The organism is Bradyrhizobium diazoefficiens (genome assembly GCF_016616885.1).
Lineage (GTDB): Bacteria > Pseudomonadota > Alphaproteobacteria > Rhizobiales > Xanthobacteraceae > Bradyrhizobium > Bradyrhizobium diazoefficiens_F.
The window spans coordinates 1,449,595-1,463,298 of record NZ_CP067102.1 but is presented as its reverse complement, the minus strand read 5'-3'; the positions used below and the strand labels follow the sequence as shown (position 1 = coordinate 1,463,298).

General features: G+C 59.2%; 8 protein-coding genes and 3 pseudogenes. 4 read left to right on the top strand and 7 right to left on the bottom strand.

Annotated features, from left to right (window positions below):
- Positions 1 to 276: 276 nt before the first annotated feature.
- On the top strand, positions 277 to 912 hold the full coding sequence (locus JJC00_RS06755; RefSeq protein ID WP_200471924.1) for a hypothetical protein: 636 nt from the start codon (positions 277 to 279) through the stop codon (positions 910 to 912).
- Between the two features lie 246 nt (positions 913 to 1,158).
- Here the strand turns inward: JJC00_RS06755 and JJC00_RS06750 are convergent, their stop codons facing one another.
- The 7 genes and pseudogenes from JJC00_RS06750 to JJC00_RS06720 all read right to left on the bottom strand — a co-directional run bounded on the left by JJC00_RS06750 (position 1,159) and on the right by JJC00_RS06720 (position 10,633).
- On the bottom strand, positions 1,159 to 1,413 hold the full coding sequence (locus JJC00_RS06750) for a cupin domain-containing protein (protein ID WP_200471923.1): 255 nt from the start codon (positions 1,411 to 1,413) through the stop codon (positions 1,159 to 1,161).
- A 106-nt stretch (positions 1,414 to 1,519) separates the two neighbouring features.
- Positions 1,520 to 4,642 carry an AAA family ATPase gene (locus JJC00_RS06745; protein ID WP_200471922.1) on the bottom strand — a complete coding sequence of 1,041 codons (3,123 nt, stop codon included), beginning with the start codon at positions 4,640 to 4,642 and terminating at the stop codon, positions 1,520 to 1,522.
- Positions 4,639 to 5,286 carry an ABC-three component system middle component 1 gene (locus JJC00_RS06740; protein ID WP_200471921.1) on the bottom strand — a complete coding sequence of 216 codons (648 nt, stop codon included), beginning with the start codon at positions 5,284 to 5,286 and terminating at the stop codon, positions 4,639 to 4,641. Before JJC00_RS06740 ends, JJC00_RS06745 begins: the two co-directional genes overlap by 4 nt.
- Positions 5,283 to 7,658, bottom strand: coding sequence for an ABC-three component system protein (locus JJC00_RS06735; RefSeq protein WP_200471920.1), 2,376 nt, complete (start codon positions 7,656 to 7,658; stop codon positions 5,283 to 5,285). Before JJC00_RS06735 ends, JJC00_RS06740 begins: the two co-directional genes overlap by 4 nt.
- Positions 7,659 to 7,831: 173 nt before the next feature.
- Positions 7,832 to 8,867, bottom strand: a pseudogene (locus JJC00_RS06730) (nucleotidyl transferase AbiEii/AbiGii toxin family protein).
- Positions 8,860 to 9,453: an AbiEi antitoxin N-terminal domain-containing protein gene (locus JJC00_RS06725; RefSeq protein ID WP_200471919.1), complete on the bottom strand. Its 594-nt coding sequence runs from the start codon at positions 9,451 to 9,453 to the stop codon at positions 8,860 to 8,862. The pseudogene JJC00_RS06730 and the gene JJC00_RS06725 overlap by 8 nt, the downstream one beginning before the upstream one ends.
- 82 nt (positions 9,454 to 9,535) lie before the next feature.
- Positions 9,536 to 10,633, bottom strand: a complete 1,098-nt coding sequence (locus JJC00_RS06720; protein ID WP_246774100.1) for a hypothetical protein — start codon at positions 10,631 to 10,633, stop codon at positions 9,536 to 9,538.
- Between the two features lie 329 nt (positions 10,634 to 10,962).
- On the opposite strand from JJC00_RS06720, the pseudogene JJC00_RS38880 reads away from it, so the two are divergent.
- The 3 genes and pseudogenes from JJC00_RS38880 to JJC00_RS06710 all read left to right on the top strand — a co-directional run bounded on the left by JJC00_RS38880 (position 10,963) and on the right by JJC00_RS06710 (position 13,677).
- A pseudogene (locus JJC00_RS38880) lies at positions 10,963 to 11,365 on the top strand (hypothetical protein).
- A 41-nt stretch (positions 11,366 to 11,406) separates the two neighbouring features.
- Positions 11,407 to 11,655 (top strand): annotated as a pseudogene (locus JJC00_RS06715) (hypothetical protein); the annotation flags it as partial.
- 189 nt (positions 11,656 to 11,844) lie between these two features.
- On the top strand, positions 11,845 to 13,677 hold the full coding sequence (locus JJC00_RS06710; RefSeq protein WP_349643543.1) for an SIR2 family protein: 1,833 nt from the start codon (positions 11,845 to 11,847) through the stop codon (positions 13,675 to 13,677).
- The last annotated feature ends 27 nt before the right edge of the window (positions 13,678 to 13,704 follow it).

Below are 13,704 nucleotides of genomic sequence, written 5' to 3'. Positions count from 1 at the left end.
GTTAATCGTTTCCGCGCCATATTCTAGCGCGATATCAGGTGCTTAGATCCGCGCGATTGAGATCGATTAACTATTATCGCCTCAGCGATTCGAGCGAACGGTACGGCGTCGCAAGCCGGGTTGAGAGCTCAGGGCTCGCAATATGCCGAAGACCTCTTCCATTCACCGGTGTCTCTTCAGTTGCGTTTCGTGCAACGCAACGCCCTTTCGAATCAGGTGCGGTATGCTTCGCGCTCAAAACGGCCACAGGGCTCGGCGGGGCAAAGGAGGCAACCAATGGACGAGAAGTTTCATAAAGCAAGCCAGCAAGTCGTCGACCACAACATCCACAATTACATCGACAACGCCGCTCTATGGTTTGTAGACATCATCAAGAAGAAGGTCGCCGATAACGACGAGGCAGGCTTGACGTTTACCTGCATGGCCGCGGGCACGATGCTAGCGTTCTCATTCGAGGCGTACCTCAACGCCATCGGCGCTAAAAAACTACCTCTCTGGAATGATTGGGACGACTACCACACGAAGATCGATAAGGTTTTCCAGCACCTGAAGATTTCTCCCGATTGGGGAAAGCGGCCTTACAGCTCCGTCTCTGCGATGAAGCGCCTGCGCAACACGCTGGCTCACGGCAAGCCGGTAAAGACCGAAAAGAGCAAAACCTACATCGACAAGGCCGATGGTCAAAAGGGCAAAGAGATCGACATGACGGCCGATTGGCAGAAGCTCTGCACACCGGAAATGATTACAAACGCCTACGACGACCTCACTGAGGTTTGGAACGACATGCTCAAAACGTCAGGCATCGATCCCTTAGACCTGACAACGCAGGGGGAGTTGACCGTCACAACAGGCGAGAAGTTCGTCCCCAAAGCAAAACCAATAGCCAGCAGCCCAAACATCAAGCGGAAATAGGCTCGAAAGTACCATCTCCGCTGGCTCGTAAGACATCAATGCGCACACTTCACGTTGAACCATTCGACGGGTGAAGTCCGCACTGCCGAACCGATAAGGACGTGTCGGTCTTGATTGATAGGTTCTGCGGATTCATTTCCTGAATATTGCGAACCTAAACAAGGAACGCTTGCCGGATCCCGCAATCCTAATCCGGCAAGCGGTACGGAGAGCGCCTGCCACTGTTCGGGCGGCGTGCGGCCAATTTCAGGGGAAGAACTCTTCCATTCCACCGGGGGTGAAGATCAAGAGTATTCGCGCCTGGTTTGTACCGACGTTGGCCCAAGTGTGGCCGACGCCACGGGGAATCACGACACTCGTGCCAGCAGGGGCATCGAATTGATCGTCACCGACGCGGAAACGGAACGTGCCCTCAAGGATTTCGAATAATTCGTCGCGCTCCTTGTGGAAGTGCGCTGGTGGACCACTGTTCACCGGGACACGCGCCTCGATGATGCTCACGGCAGCTCCGCCGCCCAGACGGCGACTGTCGATCCGAATAGCCATTTGCTCCGCGGCACGCCTAGCGACGGCGCTATTAGATCTCCACTCCGCTGTTCCGGCCATATCAAGCCAACGCTGCGCGAGGCTCTATCGAAGAAGAGGATTGGACGGCCCACTCAACGCCGTCCTTGCCGAGTCCCAACAAGTTCAATGTGGTACAAGGAATACGGCGCGAACGGAACTTGCGCTGCAAAAATTCCGCTTGAGCGACATCGTGGGTCGAAAGAAGTATTTGATAGCCCTCGGCACTAACGAGATTGCCCATTAGGTCTGCAAATGCCGCAGCATGAATCGAGTCATTGTGCTGCAACGGGTCGTCCAGAACGAGCGCCTTCCATCGCGACCAGGGAAATGTCAGGCTTGCGGCGCATAGCATACTGACCGCGAGAGCAGCCATTTGACCTTCGCTGTGTACGAGCACAGGGTCTATGTCCCCGACCGCCTTAGGGACTTCACTTCCTTTAACGGCGCTCTGCTCAATCTTCTTTTTCTTGACGTGAAGATCAATCCCGACGCGCGGATCACACAGGATCGCCTGATTAATCCTCGACATCAAGAAACCCAAGGGCTTGATGTATTCTGAATTGAAGTCCTCCAGCTCGGCGCTGATGTCAGCGCTCGCGGCCTTTGTAATCTCTTTGACTTGGCGCACCGCCTCGGCGTCCGCCGTTTTGCGAGCACGAAGCGACGTAGCACTTGTCAGCAACTCGTCGCGTGTCCCATTTGGCGGCCCATCAACCTGCTCCCGGATTTGCTCGAGCACAGCGCGATGGCTTAGCTGTCGGGCCCAAGCGAGACGCCCTTCACGCAGCCGCGAAAGTTGAGCTGTCGCTTCCTTGACCGCCAGTCTCGTAGCGGCAATGCGACGCTCGAGAGTCTGGACGGGTGCAAGATCCGGAACCGAACCGAACCGTTGCAGCGCAAGCCAGTCGTTACCGATCCTCAGCTGCTTTCGATCAAGATCAGCCTTTCGGGAATCGACTTCTACCAGTCGCGCCCTCAGACCGGCCTGCTCCGCTTCGAGGGCAGCGACAGTCGTGTCGGCGTCTGCTAGCGCCCGCGTTGCAGCAGAGACACTCTCCTCAACACGACGTGACGCGGCCTCCGCTTCCTGAAGCATTCGCGAAAGGTCATTGGAACTAATTTCGCGACCCACGTCCACTGCAGAGATTGCGTTAGCTTCATCCGCCTTCGCTCTTTCGAGAGCCGCGGCGAGATCTGCGGACGTGCGGGTGGCGGCGTCCAGCGTCCGTTGCGCTGCGTCGCGCGCGCGGATCGCGCGCGTGTGTTCTACGTTCGATGCCTGGCCGCCGAGAGCCGAGTGCGTTTGCCAACGGGCCATTCGCTGGCGCCTCGCGGTTATGGCGGCGACTGCGTCAAGCAAGCGCGTTCGTCTCGCGGTGAGATCGGCGGGTCCATCGCTAGAACGATCAACAAGGCGAGAGAGCAATCGGGCTCGCTGCTCTCGCTGAACGTCAAGCGCCGCACGGGCTGAACGAATCGCCGACTGTGCGCCTCGCAGTTGTTGGAGTTCGGCTGCACGGGCGTCACGAGCGACCGACAGGGTCTTAAGCGTTTCCTCCTGGGCGACGAGGGCGGGTGCGAGACGCTGTGCGGCGGTCGAGACCCGAGACCGCAAGGAATCCGCACTGTCAAAGGGGGTCGCGCAAAGCGGGCAATCGCATGCATCGGCCGGCAAGTGCGTCGCGATCGATGCAATTGCGTTAGTCATAGTGTCGAACGTGTACCGAAGGCTCTCGACAACCGCAGTTTGAGCGCTCACGCTGTCGATGGCTGCCGTTGCGATTTCTTCGCCACGTTCCACGGCCTGATCTATGTTTGGATTGCCGGCTTCGAGGCGAGCAAGCCCGTCCGATTGGTCCCGAATGCGAGCCTCACACGCGATCGCCTGATCGACCGTCGCTACGCTGCCACGCAGGCGGTCGATCTCCTCATCGCATTGGCCGATTTCACCGTTTAGCCACTGCAAGATTTGTCGCCTGCGCTCGGCCAGCGTGACATCGCGCTCCGCTTCGTTCTTTGCCTGGTCGGCAGCCACCCTCGCAACGGCGCCCTCTTGATCTTCTGCCACCAGTCTAGCGAGCAAAACGCGCGCGTCACGCAACGTGCGTAGGCGCGAAAGGGCCGTCGACGCGCCAGCGACCTCCTCCTGATGGGCCGCAACCAGCCTGCGGCGATCATCCTTGACCTTCTCTGCCCGCTCGAGCTCGCCAGCGAGCGCGTCCAGGCGCGCCTGTGTAGCGGTGCGCGACGCTCCCACTTCGGCCACGTCCGTTAGGACGCGCTGCCGCTCGCTGTGGAGACGTCGCGCGTCCCCCAATTGAGACTCGGCGGAAAGACATTCGCGCTCAATACTGTCTGCCGTCGCCTGCAGACGTTCGATCGTGAGCTCAGCTTCACCAGCCGGCGTGTCAGTGGTTTTCTGATTGTTGAGCTGCGCACGCGATAACTGCTCTGCAATCCGGCGAGCCTCGGAATCGGCGTTGGCCTCGTCGATCGAGCCCGAAATCTGCGCTTCTGTCCATAGCGAAGCCTCCTGCTCTAGAAGGTCGCCCAAACTCTTGGCATGTCGCTCAAAGGTTTCGATTTGCCGGGCGTAGGCGCGAACGACCGTGGTGTTACCCTGGCCATGGAGAGCGTTGGCAATTGCCTCAATAGCCGTGCTCTGAGCAGCTTCCTTAAGAATATCGAACCGCTCAGTAGACTTTCGGTAAGTCAAACGCGAGAGGGTCGACTGCCCCAGGAAGTGGGTCAGCAAAAGATAGCGCTGTAGTTCCGAAATGCGCTGCTGCCATGCCGGCGCACGCAGGAAGCCAGTGATATCAGGGACGTTGCCTCGAAGTTGCGACTTAATCGATTTAGCGGACAACAGGCTTCGCTCGATTGTGCTGTCATCCGAAAAAATCATCGTGGCGCTGGTCGGCCCCGGCTCACCTTCCCGCCAGCGGCACAAATACGTGCCAGGCTTATTGACGCCGTTTGCATCTCGGAAGTGGTCGATTTGGTCAGACAGCGCCCATTCAAGTGCATCGAAAAGAGAGGACTTGCCCAGCCCGTTGCTGCCATGGACTATAAGCACACCAGGCTGCGCCGGGAGTTCAACATCGAGCGTCGCGAAACTTCTGAATTGTCGAAGTTCTACGTGCTTCAGATAGAGCGGTGTCATTCGGGCTGCTCCCGGGCAACGACCAACTGCGGGATCAATCCGTCAGGGTCATCCTTATAAGTCTCAGCAAGTACGACCCACCGCTTCGCCGCTGGCTCCGGCAACCCGTGCCTAACGAGAATTCGCTCGGCGAGTCCCTGGTTATGGTCGAGCGGCGCGTTGAGGACAGCTTGGAGCGATCGCCATGGCTGAGCGAGAAATGTTCGCGCAAGAAATAGATCGTACGATTCGTCTAACTCGTCGGTGTCTGGCATCCAGACCACTTTCCGGCACACCGTCTCGTCCCTTTCGGCAAGATCAATAATGCCACGCCAGTCAGCTTGGGAGTCCGTCGCAGTCACGCAAAGCATGATGTGCGCGTTGATCACCTCTTCAGCGCGCATGTAAGACCGGGCGATCACCATCTGGTTGTGCAGGGGTCGAAGCGAACCTTGCATTTGCTCGCTGGTGTTTAACGCGATCGGTGCGACCAGAACGGGATATGCACCAAGGCGTAGGCCGATTGTGGCTTCTGGCAGCGACGTGGCAGATGCATCCTGGCGGCCCCTGAACGTTGCAGATGTAAAGTCTGGCTCAACCGTCGACGGCCATCCAAGCGACTTTGCCGACTGCATGAGCTTGTCACTAAGGATTTTGGGAGTCATTTGGGAAGCTCCTCCAGTTCCTTGTCCTGCCGCACACGCAAGGCGGAAAATTCTGCTTCCACCGCGGCTTTCCAGCCAGCCAGATCGCCGATCAGGCGTGCACGCCACTGTTTATCGTTCCGGATCACTACGGGGCGCACCCGTCTCGCCGCCGCCATTCCCATGGCGGGCTTGCCGCCATCGAGTATGCGGCCCGGTGGATCCAGGACTTCAACTTCTGCCGAGCCCGATAGAATCAGCGCATCGACACCCCACTGGTCGGGTTGATTCCAGACCGCGATTAGTTGCTGGCCGATCATCTGACACCCCGATCCCAGCGCCACCGCATTCTTGCTAAATTTCAGATTTCCTCGGTCAACAAATGCGGGCTCCAGCGGTTCGCCATGATGCGTCGCCAGCATCATCACAACTGCCGTCGCAAGATGCGGAACGCTTGCGTGATCACCGTCCCACGGTGAACGCTCGTACTGTTCAACATTGGCTAGCCAACGGAGAAAGGCGCTAAGCAGCGTTTTGTCGCTCTTCAGCGAGGCATGCCATGCCGTCCAAGTTGGTTCGATAGCGCTGGCGATCGATGGGTTGAGCGGACCAAGTGCGTCGCAATGATAACTCGCCAGCGCTATTCGGACCCGCTGATCGAGGAGGCGGAGCAAACAGGCGTCGATCGCCTCGTCCAATCCGGTCATATTCAGCGCGAGTGCGGGATAATATGAGATCGCAACCGGCACTGCATTGATCGTCGGCACAAGCTTCTGCCAGTCAGATAGGCCATCAGGCCCGGCGGCGAGTGCGATACGACCACCACTGGCACGCGCCAGGCGAATGAGGTTCGCCGATCCGGCTATTTTCGCAGGAGGCATAGCGAGGTGGAGAATGACATTTCCGGTCAGCCGCTCGCAGCTGTCGGCAATGTTCAAAAGGCGCCGGCTGCCACGCTCGACTGGAACATGACCGGCCGGATCAATCTCCAGGACAATCGTAGCTCTCGCGCTGGCGACACTGGCCCGGGACGCTTGCTGTGACGCATGATCTTCGAGCTTCTCAATTCGAAGCTTTTCAAAGAAGTCGTAGGTCTCGCGATCGAGGATAGGCGGCGCGTTGAGATCGGGCCTCGCTGCAAATAAAGCAGTCGCATGCGCCCGATACGCTGTGAAATATGCCCCGGCGGGCGCATAGCGAAGCGCACGGTCAGGGCCGTGCCGTAGGATGACATGTTCCAGCGTCTCCGTCAGCGGCCCCCCCGCGACACTCGGACCGGCGACTTGGAAGCCCCCAGTGCCTAGGACGACGTCCGTGATCTGGCCCGAACTTCGCCGGACCGGGCGCGCGACCTGCTTCGCCGCCTCAAGAACCGCAAAGACCATAACTTGGTTGAGCTGCGCTGCCTTTGTCGCAGCAAATAACGGGCCGGAGCTGTTGATGGTGACCTTTCGGTCGGATCGAAGGTGCTGACTGAGTCGATCGAGCACGCCCAGTTCGTCAAACAGGGGTAAAAGATTGGTATTGAACGCCGCTTCGAGATCGTCGCCAGCCGTTACACCAGCGCAGGCGGTTTCAGTCGTGACGCGAAGAGCGTCATCAGAAAAATAGTCCAAAAAGCTTCGCGTAAATCTGACATGATCGAAATCCTGAATCAGCAGGTTTAGTAGGTCCGTGAGCCCGCCATCGCCATTGCCGCTGACAAGATAGGTCGCTGGACTGTGCGGTTCGGCGGCGGCCGACCCCGTGGAATTCTGTTTCCAATAGTGCACAGGGATCGCCGCCCCACAGGGGATCTCGTCGCCGAAGCCGATCGCGAGCACAACGTGGTCAAATTGACGAAAGCTGGGAGTACCATTCGTTGTGAGCCCAAGCCGCCACCGCGTGCCGACTCTATCGAGGGATGTTAATTTCTGGCCCGGTTTGAAGGTGAGATTCGGCAGGCGCGTCTCCGCAGCGTGAAAGTCTGCCTTGAGCTGAGTGCAAACGGCGCCGCCGTGATTCGCAGACCAATCCAAGACTGGTAAACCCGAGCGATCATCCAGCGATCCCAACCTGGGCCACTCGTAGATATGAGGATGCAGCAGGCGCGGTGATGCGCTCTGTAGCTGCAAGATCGATGCGGCGGGGTCGTATAGGCTCACATCGTTACCGAGTAACGCCAGTCCGAGGGCAGCCGTAACGCCCGCAGCCCCCGCGCCGACCACAGCGATGTTATCAGTTGGCTTCAACTTGCCGGGACGACTTAGGGCGTGGGCAAGCCGCAGCGCACGAACCTGCTGCGAATAAAATGTGATCCGTCGATCAAACGCACCGACGAAATGAAGTCCACTGTCAGTGGAGTTTCCCGCTATCAGAAGCCAATCATCGAAAGGCAAAACGACGCCCGTCATGCTAGACCAGCCAGGCGATACGTTCGCTCACAGTGACTGTTCTGATGAGGCAGAACGTCGATGACCCGCACAAAGTCGGCGAGCAGGCCCTGCCGTCCACATTCCTCTTTTATGACAATCTCAAGCCGCGCTACTCGTGTTAGACGTTTTATCATCACCCCCCCGGGCCTTTTTTATTTTGGCGACGCCTGATCGAATTCCTTGGATACGCTGTTTGCTCGAGCGGCAATGTCCGCGCAACGCTGCATGAGCGCCGCGAAAGATTCGGCATCCCCAAGAATAGTCCATCTTCGACCATGCGTAATCTCCTTCCAGCGCCTTCAGGCCATCCCCAGCGGGCACAAGCCGCAGGCCGCCGTCCACCGCCGCTGCGTAATCGATGGATGTTCGATCGGACGCCTTCTCGGCGAAAAACATGGTTTTTTGGCGCGCCACGGCGTTCGCCAGGTCGCGATCAGCGAAAGCTATTTTCGCAAGGCCGGCTTCATCCAGCCGCACGACATCGTGCCAATGTCGTGCGAAACGATCGCCACGAAGCCGCTCCTGCAGACAGAAGACGTGGATCGCCGTGGCCTTTTCCCAGAAGGTTCGCTCGGCACGCATCGCGCGGGGCCGGGCCGTTGGGAAGACCACGCCTTCAACCAAGCCCGATGCGTCGCAGGTGATGTCCCGCAGACTTGCCGGCTCACCCGTCGATCGTGCGCCGAACCCAAGCATCACGCTCGGCGCCACGTAGTCGGAGCCCGTCGCAATCGCCTCATAGTCGATGAACAACTTCTCGCCCTCGAGACGGATCGTGGCGGCCAACGCCTCCGCAGCCAACGCGTCCGCAATGACCGGCTGCGCTGTCCCGGCTACCCACTCCGGCAGGCGCTTGCGGACCTCGCTCGACCAGCGCTTCTCTTCGCTACGCGTCTTGGGCAATGCCTCACCGTTATCGCCCACCAGATCCGGTGCAATCGCCCGAATGTCGTAGGTCAGGTCGACGTCATCGGAAAACCGTCGGATGACGCCATAGGCCTTCGATAGTGAAGTGCCCCCCTTGAACACCAGATGCTCGCCGAGCGCCGATCCGTAGAGCGCGGCGAGGGCCCACACTACCCACACATCCTTTTCGAGGAGATGCGCCGGTCGACCCGACTGGTCGGCCGCGACGCTCAGCGCATCACGGCGATCAGTAACCGGAAGGTGGAGAAAAGTGTCAGCCATGCGCCGCCTTTCCCACGCTGCGCGCGAGCCAGGTCGGGAGCTGCGGCGCCGCCGCCACCAATTCGCTGAAGGCGGCCGGCGGGAGCTTCCGCTTCAACGTCTTCAGGGCGGATTCCGCATTCTCCGGCCCCAGCCAGGCCAGCGCTCGCACTGCCTCGCCTGCCGGCTTATGAGCTAGGGCGAGTTGCCAGCGCGGTGCGTGACGAAGTTCGACGACTTGCTTGCCGAGATTCATCGTTCGGCTCCGGCCGGAGGTCAGGTAGATCGACCGAACCGGCACCTGTGTTGTGAGGCCGAGGGTGTTGGCGGCCGCCGCCCCACTCGGGACAATGACTTCACCGCGCTGATTGGCGAGCGCCTCGACCGTCTGTTGGACAGAAGGAGCCCTCGTCCCAAACCGGCTTGCAACGGGACGCAGATAAACGCCGCGACCGACCCGGATCAGTTGGCCTCGCTCGGTCAGACGCGACAAAGCTTGATCCACCGCGGCGCGATTACCGAGATGGAGCAAGCTCTTAGCTGCCACGGGCGTGCCTTCCGGCAACCCTGCGGCGTACGCGAGAATCTGTTCCGTTAACCGCACCAATGACCGTTCTCCTGTTAGAAATGTAAGCAGTTTTCTGACAGTTTTCAACCCAGCGGATTACCGGGAGAAGACACTCGTTCGGCTAGATTAAAGGAGCGCCCTTATCGAGCAAGCCGTCTAGAAAGTCCTCCCGCGAGCCGATCGGCCCCGCACACGTCGCAAGGATCAGCGCCTCCACGACCTGGCGGGCCAATGATCGCGCCATCACCCGCTCTTTCGTCGAAATCACCGTCATGGCGCGCCCGTGAAGGAATGCGCTTCGCACGTCGAAGAGTTGCTCATACTGGTCGGCGAAGCGTCGATCGCCCAGCAGGCCGGCTACGCGTCCCCGCATTCTATTTGTGGCACGCATCCCTTTGTGACGGTCAGGTGCGACACGAAAGTTCTTCTGATAATCCGCGCGTAAGCCGAGCGCCGCCTCGATCGTCGTGATGTGCGCGAGGAGTTCGTCCACGCCCTCGGCCAGTAACGCGTGAACGAGGAAGTGGACGATCGGCGTCTCGAACAATACCGATCCCTTCGCCTGCTCAACCGTCGCCCACCGGCTCCGATCCCACACAGTCAGCTCGGTCTTGGCCACCTCATCCAACTGCAGCTCGACCGGGCGCTCTTCCTCGTAGGTCCCGCCAAAGCCATCGTCATAGACTCGCTCCTCCCAACTCAGCGTGTCGGCCGACGGCGGCGAATTGGGACGAACGAAGATATCGCTGTCGACCGTGTAAACCCATGGCACGCGAAAGCCGCGCCAATCGACCTCGGGCATCGTCGACCAGTTCTCCCAAGGAGCCAGCAGGAGGAAGAACAACGCTTCTTCCAGAGCAGTCGGAAAGCGCCCTTTATGTGGTTCGATCCGCCCGAGGTCCTGGCTGAGGTCCATGAGCAGGACCGGGACCGCGCGCTCCTCCGGCTCCTGTTCGAGAACTACGACCTCCTCGACGATGAGCCAATGGAATTCGGAAAATCGCTCGGCATCGAACTCCTGACGCGGATAAAGCCGCCTCAGCCGGGGCGCATCGATCATCCCGCGCAGCTCGTCCGCGCTCAATCGGCATACTTTGGCCGGACCGAATGCGAGCGGCGGCAGGTCGGCGGCGAGATCGAGCGGTGCAAGGTGAATGCGCTTAGCGTGGGTGGCGCGCAGCGCCGCGTCCAATCCCTTCGCCGCTTCCTCCACGGGCAAGACAAGGTGGGCCGTTTCCTTCTGCAGGTGACATGGGAGACCCAGAGCTCGCAATGCTGTCGAGAGAGCGAAGTTCGGCCCTTCTTGCCGACGTGCGGATAGCTGTCGCGACAGATCTCACGCAGCCGCACGAAGGCGGGATGCGCGAGAATATTGTCGGGCCCCGGCGGTCGTAGCCGCCACAGGTCCGTCATCGCGGTAAGCATTTCCGTGCTCGGGCCAGTCTCGCTCATCATGAAAGACGAACGACAGGACGACCGAGCGAGCACAAGCATTTTTTCACTGAGACAGACTCGCCATTTTTGTTCTTGTTATGTTCCAATAACATAATGACCGATCGTCCCGCAAGTTGGCGTTTCCCGACCATGAAACAGATCCAAAAGCTCGCCAGCGCCCCGTCGCCGGCAAAAAGGCCCCGCAGACGCCAGCCGTGGGTCCGGCAGACGATCTACCGCCCCTTTATTGGGAGGCACTGCTCGAAGATGCGCGCTCCGACAACGCTGTACCCGGGAAACCCATCCAAACGCGCAAGTTTCCGACATCGGCCGTCACGTGCTGCGGGTCTCCTCCAGCCGCTGCAATAGGATCGTCGAGATCCAGAAAGCCGATGCAGTCAGGCTGTACGGTCCTCAAGCCATCTGGAAGGAGGTCGGTCAACGTCTGCTCGACAATACGTGCCAGCAGAGGACCGGCCGCTACGAAGAGGATGGCTGCTGGCCCTTGTTCGAGTAGTCGCCGGCGCGCCGCCGGCCAATGTCACGTGACGAATTCGGATGCCGCCGAAATACCATCCAACCCCGCTTTCCGGAGGCGACCGCAAGGCACTGAACAAGGAGCTCGGCAAAGCACGCGCGATGACGACGATCCTCGCAACGCAGGCTGGCGACGCCCGCGCGAAGGGCGAGGCCTTGATCCGCCAAGCCGACCGCCTCTTATGCGAGTCGTGGAACGAGAGGATGTGGGCCGACGGAGGTCCGATCGACCCGTCTCCCACCATCGACCAGGCTGTTAATGGCGCCTACGGGATCATCCGATCCGCGAGATCTGGCGCTCGGTGGTTTGACGCGCAACCGATCCGGCTCGATTCGAATCCTGCAGCGGCCGGTCGGTGCGTCGTCATCGACGCCCACCTATCGCTGAAAAGGGCAAATGTGATTGCGCGGCACAACCAGGGAGGCGCCAGCGGCAGCCGACTGCTCCTCAATCTTGCTATGCTGGCATGCCTCTCTCCTACTGATTCGCGCGCCTGCTATATGAGCATTTTATCGAGCGACCCGACTACTCAACTCGCATTCTCAATGTTCGAGAACAAAGGCGTCTATGCCTTGCTTCTCGGCTCTGGTCTCTCTCGTACGGCCGGGATTCCAACTGGCTGGGAGATCACTTTGGATTTGGTTCGTCGGGTTGCGCTCGCGCAAGGCGTAGAGAACCAGTCCGATTGGGCGACGTGGTACCGCAAAAAGTATTCTGCGGAAGCCGACTATTCAGCGATTCTTGCAGAACTAGCGGCCTCACCTGCCGAACGGCGATCCATCTTACATTCGTACATAGAGCCTGACGAAGACGATCGCGCAGAGGGAAAGAAACTTCCAACTACAGCGCACCATGCCATCGCCGGCCTAGTTCGCGACGGGTATGTTCGGGTGATAGTAACAACCAATTTCGATCGGTTGCTAGAAAACGCCCTGCGCGAAGTTGGCGTAGAGCCAACTGTCGTCACCTCCGTTGACACTTTGTCAGGAGCCGAGCCGCTCACGCATAGCCCGTGCTACGTGCTGAAGCTTCATGGTGACTATAAGGATGCACGCATCCTGAACACCGACGAAGAGTTAGGCGCTTATCCGCCGCAATATGATGCGCTCCTCGATCGCATTTTCGACGAGCACGGTCTTATCGTTTGCGGCTGGTCAGGCGAATGGGATGACGCGTTGCGGGCGGCATTGTTGCGCGCGCCTAACAGGCGTTACCCTACTTTCTGGAGCATACGAGGGAAAGTTGGGAACGGCGCGGAACCCATCATTAGTCAGCGTAAGGCTGTGACGGTTCCGATTACCGACGCCGATAGCTTCTTTCTGACGTTGGCCGAGCGCCTGCAAACACTCGCGGAGACTCGAAAACAGAGCCCGCTGACAATTGGTCTACTCGTCGGCTCCATTAAACGATACGTTGCGCGGCCAGAATTCCGCATTCGACTCGATGAAGTTATCACGCAGGAAGTCACCAAGCTTTTCGACCGCCTAGACGCGAAGGATCTCTCTCCGCAGGGCGCGTGGTCCGTTGACGAATTCCGCCGGCGTCTTAAACTCTATGAGGCTGCGGCCGAGCCGCTCGCCAAAGCCTTTGGTGTCCTCGGGCGATGGGGAAACGACGCCGAATTTTCAATCATTGCCGATACGATCCGCGGTGTGGTTGTCAGGGCGAACAAGGTAGGCAGTGGCCTGAATATTTGGCTAGACCTACGAACCTATCCGGCGGTTCTGCTCATGACGGCATATGGTCTCGCTCTTTCGAGAGCAGAGCGATGGAAGACTTTGCATGACCTGTTTTCCCTCTCGATGCCTAGAGAGGAACGGGACCCCAAACGCCTCGTGAATTCGCTCTTCCTGTGGGACTGGAGGGGTTCCGATAACAATCTCTGGAACAACGTTGAGGGTTTCACGACTGTCAACAACCGTCGAAAGACACCGCTCAGCGACCATCTATTCGACGTATCTTCCGAGTGGGGCGCGGCTTTTTTAGGCGTTCCCACAGATAATGCTCTGCTGTTCGATCGTTTCGAGGCGCTGGGGGCATTGGTCCACCTTGAAGAGAACAGCGAAAGCGAACTGAAGGATCAACTGGAGAACGGCGACAGGAAGGCTAGGATGTCGGTCGGTCGCATCGGCTGGCGAAGCGAGGGGCGACGCTCAATAGAACACGAGCTGAAATCAACTCCTACCAGGCAACAACTACTTAAAGCAGGGTTCGCATTAGGCAGTGAAGGATACCTCGATCTATTTCTGGAAAACCTGTCACGGGTAGCAAGATGGATGGAGTGGCACTGACACTCCACCTAGCGATACCGGCCAGGG